At 37.1% G+C, this 16,729-nt stretch carries 15 protein-coding genes; 11 read left to right on the forward strand and 4 right to left on the reverse strand.

Features of this window, described 5'->3' with window-relative positions; all coding sequences use genetic code 11:
- Window positions 1-120: 120 nt before the first annotated feature.
- The 7 genes from rimO to INQ00_RS02680 all read left to right on the forward strand — a co-directional run bounded on the left by rimO (window position 121) and on the right by INQ00_RS02680 (window position 9,828).
- Window positions 121-1,458 carry a 30S ribosomal protein S12 methylthiotransferase RimO gene (rimO, locus tag INQ00_RS02650; protein ID WP_197547229.1) on the forward strand — a complete coding sequence of 446 codons (1,338 nt, stop codon included), beginning with the start codon at window positions 121-123 and terminating at the stop codon, window positions 1,456-1,458.
- A 39-nt stretch (window positions 1,459-1,497) separates the two neighbouring features.
- On the forward strand, window positions 1,498-3,516 hold the full coding sequence (locus INQ00_RS02655; RefSeq protein ID WP_197547230.1) for a UDP-glucose:protein N-beta-glucosyltransferase: 2,019 nt from the start codon (window positions 1,498-1,500) through the stop codon (window positions 3,514-3,516).
- A 138-nt stretch (window positions 3,517-3,654) separates the two neighbouring features.
- Complete coding sequence (asd, locus tag INQ00_RS02660; RefSeq protein ID WP_197547231.1) at window positions 3,655-4,770, forward strand: aspartate-semialdehyde dehydrogenase; 1,116 nt, start codon at window positions 3,655-3,657, stop codon at window positions 4,768-4,770.
- A gap of 99 nt (window positions 4,771-4,869) precedes the next feature.
- Window positions 4,870-5,259 carry a hypothetical protein gene (locus INQ00_RS02665; protein ID WP_054420179.1) on the forward strand — a complete coding sequence of 130 codons (390 nt, stop codon included), beginning with the start codon at window positions 4,870-4,872 and terminating at the stop codon, window positions 5,257-5,259.
- The gene (locus INQ00_RS02670; protein WP_197547232.1) at window positions 5,256-6,191 is read left to right on the forward strand and encodes an alpha/beta fold hydrolase; all 936 of its coding nucleotides are present in this window, start codon (window positions 5,256-5,258) and stop codon (window positions 6,189-6,191) included. Before INQ00_RS02665 ends, INQ00_RS02670 begins: the two co-directional genes overlap by 4 nt.
- Window positions 6,192-6,664: 473 nt before the next feature.
- Window positions 6,665-8,146, forward strand: coding sequence for an aldehyde dehydrogenase family protein (locus INQ00_RS02675; protein WP_197547491.1), 1,482 nt, complete (start codon window positions 6,665-6,667; stop codon window positions 8,144-8,146).
- Window positions 8,147-8,373: 227 nt separating this feature from the next.
- Complete coding sequence (locus INQ00_RS02680; RefSeq protein ID WP_197547233.1) at window positions 8,374-9,828, forward strand: DASS family sodium-coupled anion symporter; 1,455 nt, start codon at window positions 8,374-8,376, stop codon at window positions 9,826-9,828.
- Window positions 9,829-9,924: 96 nt separating this feature from the next.
- Here INQ00_RS02680 and INQ00_RS02685 read toward each other — a convergent pair whose 3' ends face one another.
- Entirely contained in the window at window positions 9,925-10,227 is a 303-nt protein-coding gene (locus INQ00_RS02685) for a YMGG-like glycine zipper-containing protein (protein ID WP_111327416.1), read from the reverse strand.
- A 353-nt stretch (window positions 10,228-10,580) separates the two neighbouring features.
- On the opposite strand from INQ00_RS02685, the gene INQ00_RS02690 reads away from it, so the two are divergent.
- From INQ00_RS02690 to INQ00_RS02705, 4 genes are all read left to right on the forward strand, one after another.
- Window positions 10,581-10,856 carry a hypothetical protein gene (locus INQ00_RS02690; protein WP_197547234.1) on the forward strand — a complete coding sequence of 92 codons (276 nt, stop codon included), beginning with the start codon at window positions 10,581-10,583 and terminating at the stop codon, window positions 10,854-10,856.
- A gap of 327 nt (window positions 10,857-11,183) precedes the next feature.
- The gene (locus tag INQ00_RS02695) at window positions 11,184-11,450 is read left to right on the forward strand and encodes a hypothetical protein (RefSeq protein ID WP_197547235.1); all 267 of its coding nucleotides are present in this window, start codon (window positions 11,184-11,186) and stop codon (window positions 11,448-11,450) included.
- Between the two features lie 500 nt (window positions 11,451-11,950).
- A complete protein-coding gene (locus INQ00_RS02700; RefSeq protein ID WP_178162391.1) occupies window positions 11,951-13,327 on the forward strand; it encodes a tyrosine phenol-lyase in 1,377 nt (458 codons plus the stop codon).
- Between the two features lie 162 nt (window positions 13,328-13,489).
- Window positions 13,490-14,704, forward strand: a complete 1,215-nt coding sequence (locus INQ00_RS02705) for an aromatic amino acid transporter (RefSeq protein WP_197547236.1) — start codon at window positions 13,490-13,492, stop codon at window positions 14,702-14,704.
- An 87-nt stretch (window positions 14,705-14,791) separates the two neighbouring features.
- Here the strand turns inward: INQ00_RS02705 and INQ00_RS02710 are convergent, their stop codons facing one another.
- The 3 genes from INQ00_RS02710 to INQ00_RS02720 form a co-directional block, all read right to left on the reverse strand.
- Window positions 14,792-15,223: a hypothetical protein gene (locus tag INQ00_RS02710; RefSeq protein WP_197547237.1), complete on the reverse strand. Its 432-nt coding sequence runs from the start codon at window positions 15,221-15,223 to the stop codon at window positions 14,792-14,794.
- 28 nt (window positions 15,224-15,251) lie between these two features.
- The gene (locus INQ00_RS02715; RefSeq protein WP_197547238.1) at window positions 15,252-15,665 is read right to left on the reverse strand and encodes a hypothetical protein; all 414 of its coding nucleotides are present in this window, start codon (window positions 15,663-15,665) and stop codon (window positions 15,252-15,254) included.
- Between the two features lie 209 nt (window positions 15,666-15,874).
- Entirely contained in the window at window positions 15,875-16,552 is a 678-nt protein-coding gene (locus tag INQ00_RS02720) for a helix-turn-helix transcriptional regulator (RefSeq protein ID WP_041918214.1), read from the reverse strand.
- Window positions 16,553-16,729 lie beyond the last annotated feature (177 nt).

The following is a 16,729-nucleotide window of genomic DNA, read 5'->3' on the forward strand; positions in this document are numbered from 1 at the left end:
CTGAAAAAAGGACTTTAATGGGCAAATTTACAATCAATTTACCTTTAATTTATCGCCTTTCTGCTTGAAATTGAGTAAAATCTAAAGTTTTGAAAGATGATGATAGCTGAGAATAAATTTATGCAAAAATCAACGCCGAATATTGGCTTTGTAAGTTTAGGTTGTCCTAAAAATTTAGTGGATTCCGAACGTATTCTAACTGAATTACGTACTGACGGGTATAACATTGTGCCAAGTTATGAAAATGTGGACTTGGTCATTGTGAATACTTGCGGTTTTATTGATAGTGCTGTACAGGAATCCCTAGAAGCCATTGGAGAGGCGTTGGAAGAAAATGGACGCGTGATAGTGACCGGCTGTTTGGGTGCGAAAGAAGATCAAATTCGCCAAGTTCACCCGAAAGTATTGGAAGTGAGCGGTCCGCACAGTTATGAAACAGTAATGGCACAAGTACACAAGTACGTTCCTAAACCAGAGCATAATCCATACACCAGCCTTGTACCAAAACAAGGGGTGAAATTAACACCAAAACACTATGCTTATTTGAAAATCTCAGAAGGCTGTGATCATCGTTGTACATTCTGTATAATCCCTTCATTACGTGGGGATTTAGAAAGCCGTTCTATTACGCAAGTATTGGATGAAGCAAAACGTCTTGCTGATGCGGGAGTGAAAGAGTTATTGGTTGTTTCACAAGATACTTCTGCTTATGCGATGGATACACAACGCAAAGAAGGTGGGGTTAAAACCGCTTTCTGGAATGGTATGCCAATTAAGAATGACTTAATGACCTTGTGTAAACAACTTGGTAAATTAGGCATTTGGGTACGTTTACACTACGTTTATCCTTATCCTCACGTGGATGATTTAATTCCATTAATGGCGGAAGGTCTATTGTTGCCTTATTTGGATATTCCATTGCAACACGCGAGTCCAAAAATTTTAAAAGCGATGAAAAGACCAGGAAAAATTGACCGCACTTTAGAGCGTATCAAGCAATGGCGTGAGATTTGTCCTGATTTAACCTTGCGTTCAACTTTCATTGTAGGCTTCCCAGGTGAAACAGAAGAAGACTTTCAAATGTTATTGGATTTCTTAAAAGAGGCACAACTTGATCGTGTGGGCTGTTTCAAATTTAGCCCAGTAGAAGGCGCTCCTGCAACTGAAATGGCCGACCAAGTGCCTGAAGATGTAAAAGAAGAACGTTTCCACCGCTTTATGCAGTTACAACAAGAAATTTCGGCTGAACGATTAAAACAAAAAATAGGCCAAACGCTTGATGTAATTGTGGATGAAATTGATGACGAAGGTATTATCGGGCGTACAAAAGCTGATGCGCCAGAAGTTGATGGCTTAGTTTATATTGAAAATCTAAGTGGCACGCCTGTGAAAGTAGGCGAATTTATTAAAGTAACCATTACCCATTCAGATGAATATGATCTGTGGGGAACCTGTTAATTATTAATCTTATTTATTTTTTACCAAAGGAATTTAGAAATGGTAGAAACACAAAAACAACCAAGTGTTATCCGTTTTGAACAGGAAGTAGCAGCAAAAAACTATGAAGTAGCTTGCGTTGAATTGTTGGATATTTTAAACAAAATCGATACTAATTTTGGTGGTATAGAAGGCATTGAAATTGATTATCCTAGTCAATTAAATGATGAATTAGTACAAGAGAAAGTTGAGCATTTTTGTACCCGTGTAGCGGTAGCAATAAGTGAGTTATTTTCTGATCCTCAATTAGATATTTCTGAAGGTGGTGCACAACGTTTCTTTACCTTACAACGTTGGATTAATATGATTTTTGCGTCATCACCATTTGTGAATGCGGATCATGTTTTACAAGCTTATAACCGCAATCCAGATAAAACCAATTTATCCGATTTCCATTTAGATAATACGAGATCATCATTAATTAAATTCTGTATTTTCTACCTGCCAGAATCTAATGTGAATGTTAATCTTGATGCTTTATGGAATTTAGATCCAGAGTTATGCGCATCGCTTTGTTTTGCGTTGCAATCACCACGTTTTATTGGTACAGAACAATCGTTTTCTAAGCGTGGTACGCTTTTACAATGGTTCCCTGAAAAATTAGCGACGATTGAAAACTTAAATAATGTGCCAAGTGCAATTTCACATGATGTGTATATGCATTGCAGTTACGATATTGCTGAAAATAAACACTGGGTGAAAAAAGCATTAAACCAAGTCATTCGTCGTCATTTATTGCAAGGTGGATGGACTGACCGCGATGTCACGAAATTAGGTGAGCGTAATGGCAAACCTGTCATGGTTGTATTATTGGAGCATTTCCATTCATCTCATTCAATTTATCGTACGCATTCTACTTCAATGATTGCCGCGCGTGAGCGTTTTCATTTAATTGGTGTGGGTAATGAAGCTGTAGATGCAGCAGGCCAAGCGGTGTTTGATGAATTCCATTTATTAAAAGGTGATAATATTTTTGGTAAATTGAATGAATTAAAAGATATTTGTGAAAAAAATGGTGCAGCCGTTCTTTATATGCCAAGTATTGGGATGGATTTAACCACCATTTTTGCAAGTAACACGCGTCTTGCACCGATTCAAGTGATTGCTTTAGGCCATCCTGCTACGACACATTCTGATTTTATTGAATATGTGATTGTAGAAGATGATTATGTGGGTTCTGAAAAATGCTTCAGTGAGCAATTATTGCGTTTACCAAAAGATGCTCTTCCTTATGTACCTTCAGCGCTTGCACCGCAACACGTAGAGTATCGTTTACGTGAAAATCCTGAAGTCGTAAATATTGGTATTGCTTCTACTACAATGAAGCTTAATCCATATTTCTTGACAGCATTAAAAGCTATTCGTGATCGTGCGAATGTCAAAGTTCATTTCCACTTTGCTTTAGGTCAATCCAGTGGTGTGACTCATCCTTATGTTGAGCGTTTTATTAAATCTTATTTAGGTAATGATGCGACAGCTCATCCACATGCACCTTATGATCAATATCTTCGTATTTTGCATAACTGCGATATGATGGTGAATCCATTCCCATTTGGTAACACGAATGGCATTATTGATATGGTGACATTAGGTTTAGTGGGCGTATGTAAAACCGGTGCAGAAGTGCATGAACATATTGATGAAGGGTTATTTAAACGTTTAGGTTTACCGGAATGGTTAATTGCAAATACGGTAGATGAATATGTTGAACGTGCAATTCGTTTAGCTGAAAACCATCAAGAACGTTTAGAACTTCGCCGTCATATCATTGAAAATAATGGCTTACAAACCTTATTTACAGGTGATCCAAGCCCAATGGGTAAAGTGTTACTTGAAAAATTTGAGGAATGGAAAGCGGCAAATTTAGCTGAAAAGCCAAAGAAAAAAGTGACTAAATCCGCAACGACAAAAGAGAAGACTACAAAGTCTACTACGACAAAGAAAAGTGCGGTCAAATCTGAAGGTAAATCTGAGTCGAAAAAAACGGTAAAGAAAACCACGAAAAAAGCAGATAAATAATCAATAAATCCCCGAAAGGGGATTTTTTATTGAGAAAAATTAAACAAAGTCTCATTTTTTTTAAAAAAACTTGATTTTGTAGCATAAAGCCTGTAATTAATAGACCCATTCAACACAACATAAAATAAGGAAAAACTCATGAAAAACGTCGGTTTTATCGGTTGGCGCGGAATGGTCGGTTCCGTATTAATGGATCGTATGGTGCAAGAGCAAGATTTTGCCAATATTAATCCAGTTTTCTTCACCACTTCTCAAGCAGGTCAAAAAGCCCCTGTATTCGCAAGCAAAGAGGCGGGTGAACTTAAAAGTGCATTCGACATTGAAGAACTTAAAAAATTAGACATTATCGTGACCTGTCAAGGTGGCGACTATACCAATGAAGTTTATCCAAAATTAAAAGCAACAGGTTGGGATGGTTATTGGGTTGATGCTGCTTCAGCGCTACGTATGAAAGATGATGCAATTATCGTGCTTGATCCAGTAAACCAACACGTGATTTCTGAAGGCTTGAAAAAAGGCATTAAAACTTTCGTAGGTGGTAACTGTACTGTAAGCTTAATGTTGATGGCTATCGGTGGTTTATTTGAAAAAGATTTAGTGGAATGGGTATCTGTCGCAACTTACCAAGCGGCTTCAGGTGCAGGCGCAAAAAATATGCGTGAATTGCTTTCACAAATGGGTTTATTAGAACAAGCGGTTTCAAGTGAATTAAAAGACCCTGCTTCATCTATTTTAGATATTGAACGTAAAGTGACAGCAGAAATGCGTTCTGATAGCTTCCCAACGGATAACTTTGGTGCGGCATTAGGTGGTAGCTTAATCCCTTGGATTGACAAACTTCTCCCAGAAACAGGACAAACTAAAGAAGAATGGAAAGGCTATGCAGAAACCAACAAAATCTTAGGTTTAAGCGACAATCCAATTCCTGTGGATGGTTTATGCGTACGTATCGGTGCATTACGTTGCCACAGCCAAGCATTCACTATCAAACTGAAAAAAGACTTACCATTAGAAGAAATTGAACAAATTTTAGCGTCTCACAACGAATGGGTGAAAGTGATTCCAAATGACAAAGAAATCACATTACGTGAATTAACCCCAGCTAAAGTAACAGGTACATTAAGCGTACCAGTTGGTCGTTTACGTAAATTGGCAATGGGTCCGGAATACTTGGCGGCATTCACTGTGGGTGACCAATTATTATGGGGTGCTGCAGAGCCAGTTCGCCGTATCTTAAAACAATTGGTGGCATAAGTTTACTTTCACTACAAAGGGCGTATTTACTACGCCCTTTTCATTACTAAAAAAGATAATATGCTACGATCTATCTTTGTTTTTATTACAATTTCTTTAATGACATTTGTTTTGCAATATTGGTTTGTCTCACGCCTTGGTTATCCTGAAACCTTTGCAACAACATGCCAAAATTACACGGGTGAATTTTTGTATGAAGCGCGTTGTGAATATACGTTTAATATATTATTTACAACGATAACTGTTGCGTTTTTAGCATTGTTTCCTTTTATTTTTTCTCAGAAATTATCTTACTTTATTATCGGTTGTTTGTGGCTTGGGCTTTTATGGCTATTGGGTTCAGTTTTTATCACCTTTGATAGTACTGATTTAGGAAATACACTTGAGCTTTCAAGCTTATTTCACTATGCTTGGATCGAATTAAAAATACCTTATATCGTCATATCTGTTATTACTATCCCTACACTATTTTTTGTTAAAAAATTATGATCAGAGAACCTCATTTTCATCAATTTGCTCTTGCAGAGTTATTGCCTTTTTTTGAGCAATTTCCGACGCAATATCTTTCTGGTGAACGAAATATCAAATTAGCTTATCGTCATTTGGTTCAGCCTGAAAGTGCGGTCAGAAAATTGATGATTTTGGTGAATGGTCGAGCAGAAAATATGCTGAAATGGACTGAGTTGGCTTATGATTTTTATCAACAAGGTTATGATGTTTTGCTTTTCGATCACCGAGGACAAGGCTATTCACAGCGTATTATTCCTCAAAAAGGGCATTTAGATGAGTTTCGTTTTTATATTGATGATATGGCAAAAATCATTGAAAAAACGACCGCACTTTATGCTTATCAAGCGCAATATATTCTCGCACACTCCCTCGGTGCTTTGATTTCCACCTATTACCTGGCCAATTATGATCATCATATTAAAAAGGCTGTGCTTTCTTCGCCTTTCTTTGGCGTTCCCATGAAACATCCGTTACGAGATGAAGTCATCATTGCAACGATGATGGCATTTGGTCAAGGTCATCGTTATGTTTTTGGCAAAGGACATTACAAACCGGCAGATTTAAACCTTAATGAACTTAGCCATTCTAAAACGCGAATGAAATGGATGAACCGAGTTAATCGAAAACGCGCTGCTATTCACTTAGGTGGCCCGACTTTCCGTTGGGTACATTTGTGTTTAAATGCAATAAAAGCGCTTCCTAAAATCATTCCAAGAGTGGAAACACCTGTGCTTATTTTACAAGCGGAAAAGGAAAAAATTGTAGATAACAAAAATCTTGAAAAATTGACTGCACTTTTTCCGCATGCAGAATCCATGCTTGTACCTCAAGCAAAACATGAAATTCTTTTTGAAAAGGATAACGTAAGAAAAACCGTGCTTGAACGCGTGAATCAATTTCTTCATTCTTAAATTTTACTAATTAGATTAAATATAAAACATTATATATTGATTTATATAATGTTTTTTTTATTTTTATCTCATGAGTGTTTAACCTTTTATTGAGCAAGATCATAGTTTCTTCCTCACTATATGCCTACAATCCATAATACTTATTTGTAGTTATGTTTTTTTGTCGTTTGTATAGTTGGAGTGTCTATGTCAAAAATGAAGAAAATCGCCACCGCACTTTGATTTTATCCATTCAGGTGCGGTCTTTTTTCAATAAGTTTTTCTGTACTTTGTTTTTTTTCACCTATCAAATCAATTTTCTCTACCTTTCCTTCTCACCATCAAAATGTGATCTGTCTCCCAGTTTTAAGTCTTGTTTTGTACTAAAATCAACCCATAGTCCTCTTTTACGGACAAAATATTAAAGACCTAATGGTGTAAAAAGATCAGGTATTACTTTGATTCACAACGCAGAAAAAAGGAGAAAACAGATGATAAAAGATCTTAATGTCTTTGATAAACACTATGGTTTATTGATCAACGGCGAATGGACAAATGGCTCTGAGGGTAATACCTTAACAGCATATAACCCTGCAAATGGTGAAGCCTTAGCCACCTTTATTGACGCTACGGATGCAGATGTCGATGCTGCAGTGAATGCTGCGAAAGAGGCCTTTAAAACCTGGAAAAATACTAGCGCAACGGAACGAGCTACAATTTTGAATAAAATTGCAGATATTATTGACGAAAATACCGAATTATTCGCTTTACAAGAAACGTTGGATAACGGTAAACCGATTCGCGAAACACGCGCAGCAGATATTCCGTTGGCATCAGATCATTTCCGTTATTTTGCCAGTGTTATTCGCGCCGAAGAAGGTGTCGCAAACCAACTGGATAGCGAAGATTTGTCGTTGATTTTACGCGAGCCTATTGGCGTTGTTGGTCAAATTATTCCATGGAACTTTCCGTTCTTAATGGCTGCATGGAAAATAGCACCGGCATTGGCAGCAGGTTGTACCGTCGTGATTCACCCATCTTCCACTACTTCATTGAGCTTACTTTCCTTAGCTCAAAAAATTAATCATTTATTACCGAAAGGTGTCTTCAATGTTATTACTGGTAAGGGTTCTAAATCTGGCGAATACATGTTGCACCATACTGGATTTAACAAACTGGCATTCACCGGTTCCACCGAAATTGGTAGAAAAATTGGTGTAGCTGCTGCTGAAATGTTGATTCCATCCACCTTGGAATTGGGTGGTAAATCAGCCAATATTTTCTTTGACGATATGCCATTTGATAAAGCATTGGAGGGCGCACAAAAAGGAATTCTCTTCAACCAAGGGCAAGTGTGTTGTGCCGGTTCACGTATTTTCGTACAAGAAAGCGTTTACGATAAATTTATCGCGGCACTAAAAGAAGAATTTAAGAAAGTTAAAGTCGGCTTACCTTGGGAAGATGACACGCAAATGGGGGCGCAAGTAAACGGAAATCAAGTTAAGGTTATTAGCAAGTATGTTGATATTGCTAAAGAAGAAGGGTGTCAAATCGTCGTTGGTGGAGGTAAATCAACCGATCCGGCATTGGCTCGAGGCGAATTTTTCCAACCAACCTTAATTTTAGCGCCTGATAACAAAAAACGCGTGGCACAAGAAGAAATTTTTGGTCCGGTTGCTGTGGTAATCAAATTCAAGGATGAAGCAGATGTAATTAAAATGGCAAATGACAGTGATTATGGCCTAGGTGGTGCGGTGTGGACATATAACATTAATCGTGCGCTACGAGTTGCACGAGCACTTGAAACCGGTCGTGTTTGGGTGAACTGTTATAACCGTTTACCAGCTGGAGCTCCTTTCGGTGGTTATAAAACCTCTGGTATAGGTCGTGAAACCCATAAAATGATGCTTGACGCTTATACACAGGTGAAAAATATCTTCATCAGCACCCGTGAAGAGCGAGAAGGCATGTATTAATCATTCACTTTCTAACCTAAAAATAAACCGCACTTTGATTTTATCCATCAAAGTGCGGTTTATTTTTTATTTATATCAAATTTTTACTCAATTCTATTAAAAAAATGCGCTTAAATCTTTACTCGTACTAAATAAGTGGTATCTTTATACTCGTTTATTTAATCGATTGCGTCACTGCCGTTATAGGTGATGAATTATTTTTTGTTCATTTATCTAGGAGTTATCCTATGGAAAGTAAAATTCCAGCAGTAGAAGTCAAACTAGGCTTTAAATGGCAAGGGCTGCTGATTGCCGTCATCGTTGGTTTAGGGATTTGGTTAATCCCAACGCCAGAAGGCTTATCCGCAAAAGCATGGGGAATGCTAGCACTGTTTGTGGCAACCATTGTGGCTATTATCGCTAAAGCAATGCCTATGGGTGCTGCAACGCTAGTTGCCTTAGTGATTAGTGGCTTGACTGGGCTTACGCCAATTTCGCCAAAACAAGGTGATGTCGGCATGTTATCTGGTTTTGCAAACGGCACAATTTGGTTGATTGCTATTGCTATGTTTTTATCTCGCGCGGTGATTAAAACCGGTTTAGGTAAACGTATCGCGCTGTACTTCGTTGGTCGTTTTGGTAAAAAAATGATGGGTGTGGCCTATGGTATGGCGTTGGCTGATGTTGTTATCGGTCCGGGTATTCCTTCGGCTTCTGCGCGTGGGGGCGGTATTATGTACCCTATTATGCAATCTATTGCTGATGCATATGAGTCCAAACCTGGTCCAACTGCTCGTCGTGCAGGTGCTTTCTTAGCGATTGCTGTCTCTCAAATCGATACCATTATTTGTACCATGTTCTTAACCGCCATGGCGGGTAACCCGTTAATTGCAGAACTCGCGAAAAGCCAAGGTGTGGAAATCACTTGGATGACATGGTTCTTAGGGGCGATCGTACCGGGTATTGTGAGCTTGATCGTCTTACCTTATTTCGTGTATTTAATTTATCCACCAGAATTAAAAGATACGCCTAAAATGGCAGAAATGGCACGTGATGAATTAAAAAGCATGGGCCCAATGAGCAAAGCGGAATGGATTCTTGCCCTAGACTTTATCCTTCTTTTATTCCTTTGGACGGTGGGTGATTTAGTCTTCCATATCCCTGCAACAATTTCAGCGTTTATCGGTTTAGTGATTTTATTATTAACCAATATTATGAGCTGGAAAAATATCGTGGCAGAAACCACCGCATGGGATACGATGTTCTGGTTTGCTGTATTGGTGATGATGGCAAATGCACTTAACAAATACGGTGCAATCACTTGGATTTCTACCCACATTTCTTCATCTGTGGGTGGTTTCAGCTGGCCAATTGCCTTTACTATTTTAGTGTTAGTGTACTTCTATACCCGCTATTTCTTTGCTTCAGCCATGGCACATATTTCCGCAATGTATCTCGCTTTCGTGGCTGCGGCCATCGCTGTGGGTACACCACCAATCATTGCTGCAATTGGTTTAGGTTACACCTCAACATTATCCATGAGTTTAACGCAATACGCAGGTGGTCCTGGCCCTGCTTTATACGGTTCAGGTTATAACTCAACCGGTCAATGGTGGGGCGTGAGCTTTATTGTTTCCATCCTCTCATTAATGATTTGGTTTGGTGTGGGTGGATTATGGATGAAACTCCTTGGCTGGTGGTAATCCTTATTAATTCATTAATTCATAAATAATCCCTAAAAAACGACCGCACTTTGATTTGTATCTCAAAAGTGCGGTCATTTTTATCTGTATTTTGAATTAATCATCCCAGTCGTCATCCCAATCACGATGTCTTCTGTGATGGTGATGTTTTTTATGTTTTTTATGATGACGATATTCTCTGTCATCGTAGTCTCCGCCTTTATTCACTTGACTACCTATTACACCACCTAATGCCGCGCCGCCGAGTGTTGTGGCAATATCACCACCTAATAAACCACCGGCTACACCGCCGATTGCTGCACCTGTTGCAGTATGACGTTGTTGTCTGTCCATTTCACAAGCGGTTAAGCTTCCTGCTAATGCAACAATCACTAACCCTTTCATCAATTTAGATTTCATAAATCTACTCCTCTATTTTTGTCGGGATTGCTTGCCTAAACACTTATGCAATCCGGCGTGTAAAAGTATTCCTTTTACGATTGCTTTGACTATGTGGAAAATTAGTTAGTTCAAACGGCTTGTTCAATTGGTTTAAGAATGAACAATTTTTGGTATGATTGTTGAAAGGTTTAATTGGTGATTAAATAGGATGTTGTAAAATCTATTTACACTAATTGAAGTTAAGTCTCAAGTAATAAAATAATGAGTAAGAAAATGAAAAAAAAATACTAATACCTTTATTTACACTACTGACTTCTTGTGCTTCAGATGTCAATGATCCCATAGTTAGGTTTTGGAATGGAGATTATTCTGTGAGGAATAATGCCGCTGAGTTTGATAAAGAAAGAAGAGTTTTTTATGAAAATGAACCTCAAGAAACAAAGTTATTGAGGATTAAAAATGAACAATACTGCAATAAAATAAATAAACCATTGTTTTATGAGAAAAAACATAAATATGGTGATACTTATAGAGTTAATATGAGTGATATTTTTGTTCATTGTATGAGAGTAAATGGAACGCCGTTATATAAAGATTTTCCTGAAAAGTATGAATGGCTTACTGATGAGGATGTAAGAGTAAAATAACAAGGTGGGGAATTAGATCTTTGAATTAATGTTTTGATTTGAGACTGAATTTTTGATCAAAACACGCCTTCATTGGCTAATAAACCACTATCTAAGATGGGCAGAATAATGAAAAAAAATGATTTTATTGAGATTATAAAAATGTCAATATTTCTAATTATTATGGCAACTTTATACTCTCTATATAAATTTAACTTTGATTTTTCTAAAGTTAAAATTTTATCTATATTAAAGTGGTATCCAGCATCATTTATTTGTGTATTGGTTGGCTTTTATCTTAGTCGTTTTCTAAAAAATAGTAGATAGAAAACTAGACAGGCTACATAAATGATGAAAGTATTATTGGGAGATGAAAACATGAGTAAGATAAATCTCAGTCTCTTTTTGCTCTGTAGTATTTTGACTGCATGTGTTTCTTCTGATAGCTATTTTGTTCGATTTTGGAATGGGGATGTTATATCTGACATGACTCCAGAGGAGGAGAAAAAATTTGATCTATGCTATGAGAAAACTAAAAATTTACCAAGAGGAACAGCTGAGGAAAGGGGAAAAGCAAGTCTTGCTACATTAAAATGTATGGATGATAAAAAGTAAGATAGAAGTATGCTATCAAAAGTTATAGTCTTATTAAGGTTAAGTATTAGTTTTTTTAATAACAAATTAGAATTTTCTTAGCATACTACTTGAAATAGAATGACAAAAAGTGCAGTCAATTTCAAAGAGTTTTAAAACCTCTCAAAAATTGACCGCACTTTTTGTATTTTTGATGCTTCTTTTGCCGATATATCCCCCTCTCATTGCAATCTTGCCTGCAACAGTATTCTTATGTCCGCTTGTTCTGTTGAGAAAACAGGATAGTCCAACTCGCTTGTTTACTTGCTCTAAAAATCAGTATGTTTATGATATTTTGATATAAAATTATCAAATAAAATTTTTTTTGCATAAATTTGATAAAATTTTATCGATTTGTGACTTTGATCACAGTAATGCAGAAAAAAATTCAGTATTATGCACGCAACTCGATGATAGATGTTTTTTAATAGCGGGTTAATAATCATTTAGACTTTAAACCTAATCATAATAGGAGATTTATTATGTCATACTATCCAGCAGAACCGTTCCGTATTAAAAGTGTTGAACCAGTTTCAATCCTACCAAAAGCAGAACGTGAAAAAGCAATGAAAGAAGCAGGTTTCAATACCTTCTTACTTGATTCAGAAGATGTTTACATTGACCTTTTAACTGATAGCGGCACTAACGCGATGAGTGACCGTCAATGGGCTGGTATTATGATGGGTGATGAAGCTTATGCAGGTAGCCGCAACTTCTATCATTTACAAGAAACTGTTCAAGATTTATTTGGCTTCAAACATATTGTGCCAACTCACCAAGGACGTGGTGCAGAAAACATTCTTTCTCGTATCGCGATTAAACCAGGTCAATACGTACCAGGTAATATGTATTTCACCACTACACGTTTCCACCAAGAAGCAAATGGCGGTATTTTCTACGATATCATTCGTGATGAAGCGCATGATGCAACATTAGATATCCCGTTCAAAGGTAATATTGATGTTAAAAAATTAGAAAATTTAATTAATGAAAAAGGTGCTGAAAATATTGCTTATGTGTGCTTAGCGGTAACTGTAAACTTAGCAGGTGGTCAACCGGTTTCTATCGCAAACATGAAAGCCGTTCGTGAATTAACAGCGAAACACGGCATTAAAGTATTCTATGATGCAACACGTTGTATTGAAAACGCATACTTTATTAAAGAGCAAGAAGAAGGTTATCAAGATCGCTCAATCAAATCTATCGTTCAAGAAATGTTCAGCTACGCAGATGGCTGTACAATGAGTGGTAAAAAAGACTGCTTAACCAATATCGGTGGTTTCTTATGTATGAATGATGAAGAATTGTTCATGAAATCTAAAGAGTTGGTTGTAGTATTCGAAGGTATGCCATCTTACGGTGGTATGGCTGGTCGCGATATGGAAGCGATGGCAATTGGTTTGAAAGAAGCAACTCAAGAAGAATACATTGAACACCGTGTTAAACAAGTACGTTATCTCGGTGAAAAATTAAAAGCAGCGGGCGTACCGATTGTTGAGCCAATTGGTGGTCACGCAGTGTTCTTAGATGCTCGTCGTTTCTGTCCACACTTGAAACAAGAAGAAGACTTCCCAGCACAAGCATTAGCAGCAGCAATTTATGTTGAGTGCGGTGTACGTTCAATGGAACGTGGTATTATTTCAGCTGGTCGTGATATCAAAACTGGCGAAAACCACCATCCAAAACTTGAGACAGTACGTCTTACTATCCCACGTCGTGTTTACACCTATGCACACATGGATTTAGTTGCTGATGGTATTATCCACTTATTCAAACATAAAGAGGATATTAAAGGGCTTCGTTTCGTGTATGAACCAAAACAATTACGTTTCTTCACTGCACGCTTTGAACAAAAATAGGCCTACTAGCCCTTACTTCGGCAACGAGGTAAGGGCTTTTTGTATCTAAAACATTTGGTTAATGAGAAAAATGCGAAAACATTCTAATGACATTGTAGTTTGATGTATTGTCAAGTAAGGAAGTGACTAGCCTTTCTACGATAATCGGAAAGGAGAAAACTCATGAATAAAACATTGGGAAGTACCTTAATTACCTCAGGGACGATGATTGGCGCAGGGATGCTTGCTATGCCTCTCACATCTGCTGGAATAGGTTTTACGTTTACAGTCGTTCTACTTATTCTTTTATGGATCCTACTCACTTATAGTGCATTATTATTTGTTGAGGTTTATCAAACCGCTGAACATGATGCCGGCATTGGTACACTTGCTGCACAATATTTTGGCCGACCAGGACGAATTGTCGCAACCAGCGTATTAATGATTTTCCTTTATGCATTGCTTTCCGCCTATGTGACCGGTGGTGGTGCAATTCTTGCTTCAACTTTACCTGATTTTGCTGCTCCTGATTTGAAAATGAAAGGTTCTATCCTTGCATTTACAATCTTATTTGGTGTTTTCGTGGCAATTGGTACAAGCTTTGTGGATGCGCTAAATCGCTTCTTGTTTATTGCGATGATTGCCGCTTTATTTATCGTGCTTGGATTGATGATCCCCGAAATTAAAATCGATAACTTAATGGCCATGCCAATTGATAAAGCCTTATTGATTTCGGCTAGCCCTGTTTTCTTTACCGCTTTTGGTTTCCATGGTTCGATCCCTTGCTTAAATAAATACTTAGAAGGTGATGTAAAAGCCTTAAGATTTTCGATTATTGTGGGCTCTGCAATCACATTAGTGGGTTATATCTTATGGCAATTTTCAACTCATGGTGTATTAAGCCAAACTCGCTTCTTAGAAATCCTTAATCAAGATCCAACATTAAATGGATTGATTGAGGCGGTTCGTGTGATTACAGGCAGTACTATTATTGCTGCTGTCGTGAAAATCTTCTCTGCCTTAGCGCTGATTACCTCATTCTTAGGAGTGGCACTCGGTTTATTAGAATGTATTGACGACTTGTTAAAACGCGCCTTCAATATTTCAGCAAACCGTTTAAGTTTAGGTTTCTTAACGTTCCTTCCGCCATTGCTCTTTGCATTCTTCTACCCAGAAGGCTTCATCCTTGCATTAGGTTATGCAGGACAAATGTTTGCTTTCTATGCAGTGGTATTGCCGGCAGCATTAGTCTGGAAAGCTCGCCATCAACATCCAAACTTACCTTATCGTGTGCCAGGTGGTTCAGGGGTTCTACTCTTTGTCTCAATTTTAGGGACGATTATTGTGTGTATCCCATTCCTAATTAAATTAGGTGTATTGCCTCCAGTAGTGGGTTAATAACACGATTAAAATAAAAAAAGTGCGGTTAAAAATCAGTGTGTTTTTAACCGCACTTTTTGTTGATATAAGACCATAAAGAATGAATTAAATATTGTTGCTTTTATCTAAATAAGATTTATTTTTTAATAATTTTCCTTCTTTACTAAAAAACAACTCAATATAAAAATCACGTCTATTACCTAAGTAACCTTCACCTTTTTTATAGAGTGCAAATAGTTTATTATCTATTTCTTCTAAAATTTCAAATTGGTTCGAAATTAAATCGCTTATTTCTTTCTTATCCATTCCTGAATGAAGGTATTTGGAGACAATATGACTAACATTCGCACGTTGACTTGCAATGTCAGTAATACGGGTTTTAAAAACCTCATCTAGCATTAAGTTTAAATCTGTTGCATTGCTTTTTCTGTCTGAAACTGAAGATTGAAACCCAGAATGATTCTTATGGTCACTCGCTTCGCAGCCAATTGAAACTAGGGAAAGTAGAGCAAGGGATATTGTGAGTAATTTTTTCATGTTAAGTACCTTTTATATTTCTTGGGTTTCAGTTTTCGGTATCTTCTACAATTTGATATTCAAGAGCTAACGAATCTATTCCTTTTTTAGGTGAAATAACAATATGATAAATGCGTTTTGCTTGACCACTTCCTGAGCTATGTCCAGTAAGTTTCGTTCTAATATATCCTGAATACTCGCAAATTTCTTTTCCTGCTTCACAAGTCATACCCATTTGGGAAACTGCTTTTTTGATGCTATCAGCATGATTGTCACCATCTAAATGAGCATAAATCAATTTGCTTAGCGCTTCTTTTTCTGGCTCATTAGGAAATCTTTTCGTAATATATTCTTTAATCTCCCCTTGGGGTAAATTATCGTAATTAACGGTCATTCTGGGAAAACCTAAATCACAAGCTGTTAAAAGAAGAGATAACCCTAAAATAATAGTGGCTTTTTGCATATTAAAATACCTTTAATTGATAGTAACTCAAGGCATTATAGCAATAAAAATTTATTTTCCGATAATAAATCATTCTATTATTTTGGGTAATTACAGAGGAAAATTATAGTGTTCTAAATAACATGGAAAGAGCATAAAGAATATGATAGGTAGGGTGTGAAACGTTGCTTCATACACATTTTTAGCATAATTAGGCAGTTATTCTAACGCTATACTTTCTCTTTGATAGCTTTGAGATAGCGATATACGCTAGGTTCTGAGATTTTTAAATATTTAGCGACCATCGGAATGGCACCCTTGATATTGAAAATACCCTTATCAAATAAGACTTGAACGGCGTTTTCCCGCTGTCTTAAGCTGAGTGGTTTATCGGAATGTAATAGGGTGAAATCAAGGTATTCACAAAGGATATCTTCGATGGAGTTTTCGAGTTTTTCTTTATTAATTATTTCGGCTTCTTCCACTTCGGCAAAGGCTGCATCAATACCTAAAATATTGACGAAGTTTCCGAGATTCTCCAGTGAAATCAATTTGGTCATCACATCAACTAACTCAGAGGTATCATGATTAATACAAAGGATGCCTTCTAATTTATCCCCGTTTTTAATGAAATAAGTTGCACCTCGAATGACCTTTTCGGAATCTGCCACAGCTTTGTAGTTAAAGATAAAATCTTTATCTAAATATACTTTATCTTGCAACAAACTAGAGCCAAAAGAACTAAGTGGCGAGGAAAGTGTTCGCCCGCTGACGTGGCTATTCGCAATGGCTTCCATATGAGCCTTCTTTTTATCAAAAGAATGAAATACGACTTCGTATTTAGGGCCTAGAACACTTCCCAAAAAATGGGTTAGACCAATAAAATATTTCTTTTGTACATTGTTCATATCGAGCCAATCTCATTAATTACCATTTGCTTGTTGTGGCTATTTTATAGCACTTATTTTTTATAGCAAATACATTGTAAAAAACGACAGGTTATCTATGGCGTTTTGCTTTAGGCGAATCTTATAATCCACATTAAGCATAGACCTCTCTACTTTTCCCTAAAGGTGGGAGGGGTC

This window comes from Haemophilus parainfluenzae (assembly GCF_014931275.1).
Taxonomy (GTDB): Bacteria; Pseudomonadota; Gammaproteobacteria; order Enterobacterales; family Pasteurellaceae; genus Haemophilus_D.

Bases quoted from the DNA above. Each gene is read 5' to 3' on its own strand.
- rimO (WP_197547229.1), top strand. From the start codon at position 121: ATGCAAAAATCAACGCCGAATATTGGCTTTGTAAGTTTAGGTTGTCCT.
- INQ00_RS02655 (WP_197547230.1), top strand. From the start codon at position 1,498: ATGGTAGAAACACAAAAACAACCAAGTGTTATCCGTTTTGAACAGGAA.
- asd (WP_197547231.1), top strand. From the start codon at position 3,655: ATGAAAAACGTCGGTTTTATCGGTTGGCGCGGAATGGTCGGTTCCGTA.
- INQ00_RS02665 (WP_054420179.1), top strand. From the start codon at position 4,870: ATGACATTTGTTTTGCAATATTGGTTTGTCTCACGCCTTGGTTATCCT.
- INQ00_RS02670 (WP_197547232.1), top strand. From the start codon at position 5,256: ATGATCAGAGAACCTCATTTTCATCAATTTGCTCTTGCAGAGTTATTG.
- INQ00_RS02680 (WP_197547233.1), top strand. From the start codon at position 8,374: ATGGAAAGTAAAATTCCAGCAGTAGAAGTCAAACTAGGCTTTAAATGG.
- INQ00_RS02685 (WP_111327416.1), bottom strand. From the start codon at position 10,227: ATGAAATCTAAATTGATGAAAGGGTTAGTGATTGTTGCATTAGCAGGA.
- INQ00_RS02695 (WP_197547235.1), top strand. From the start codon at position 11,184: ATGATGAAAGTATTATTGGGAGATGAAAACATGAGTAAGATAAATCTC.
- INQ00_RS02700 (WP_178162391.1), top strand. From the start codon at position 11,951: ATGTCATACTATCCAGCAGAACCGTTCCGTATTAAAAGTGTTGAACCA.
- INQ00_RS02705 (WP_197547236.1), top strand. From the start codon at position 13,490: ATGAATAAAACATTGGGAAGTACCTTAATTACCTCAGGGACGATGATT.
- INQ00_RS02710 (WP_197547237.1), bottom strand. From the start codon at position 15,223: ATGAAAAAATTACTCACAATATCCCTTGCTCTACTTTCCCTAGTTTCA.
- INQ00_RS02715 (WP_197547238.1), bottom strand. From the start codon at position 15,665: ATGCAAAAAGCCACTATTATTTTAGGGTTATCTCTTCTTTTAACAGCT.
- INQ00_RS02720 (WP_041918214.1), bottom strand. From the start codon at position 16,552: ATGAACAATGTACAAAAGAAATATTTTATTGGTCTAACCCATTTTTTG.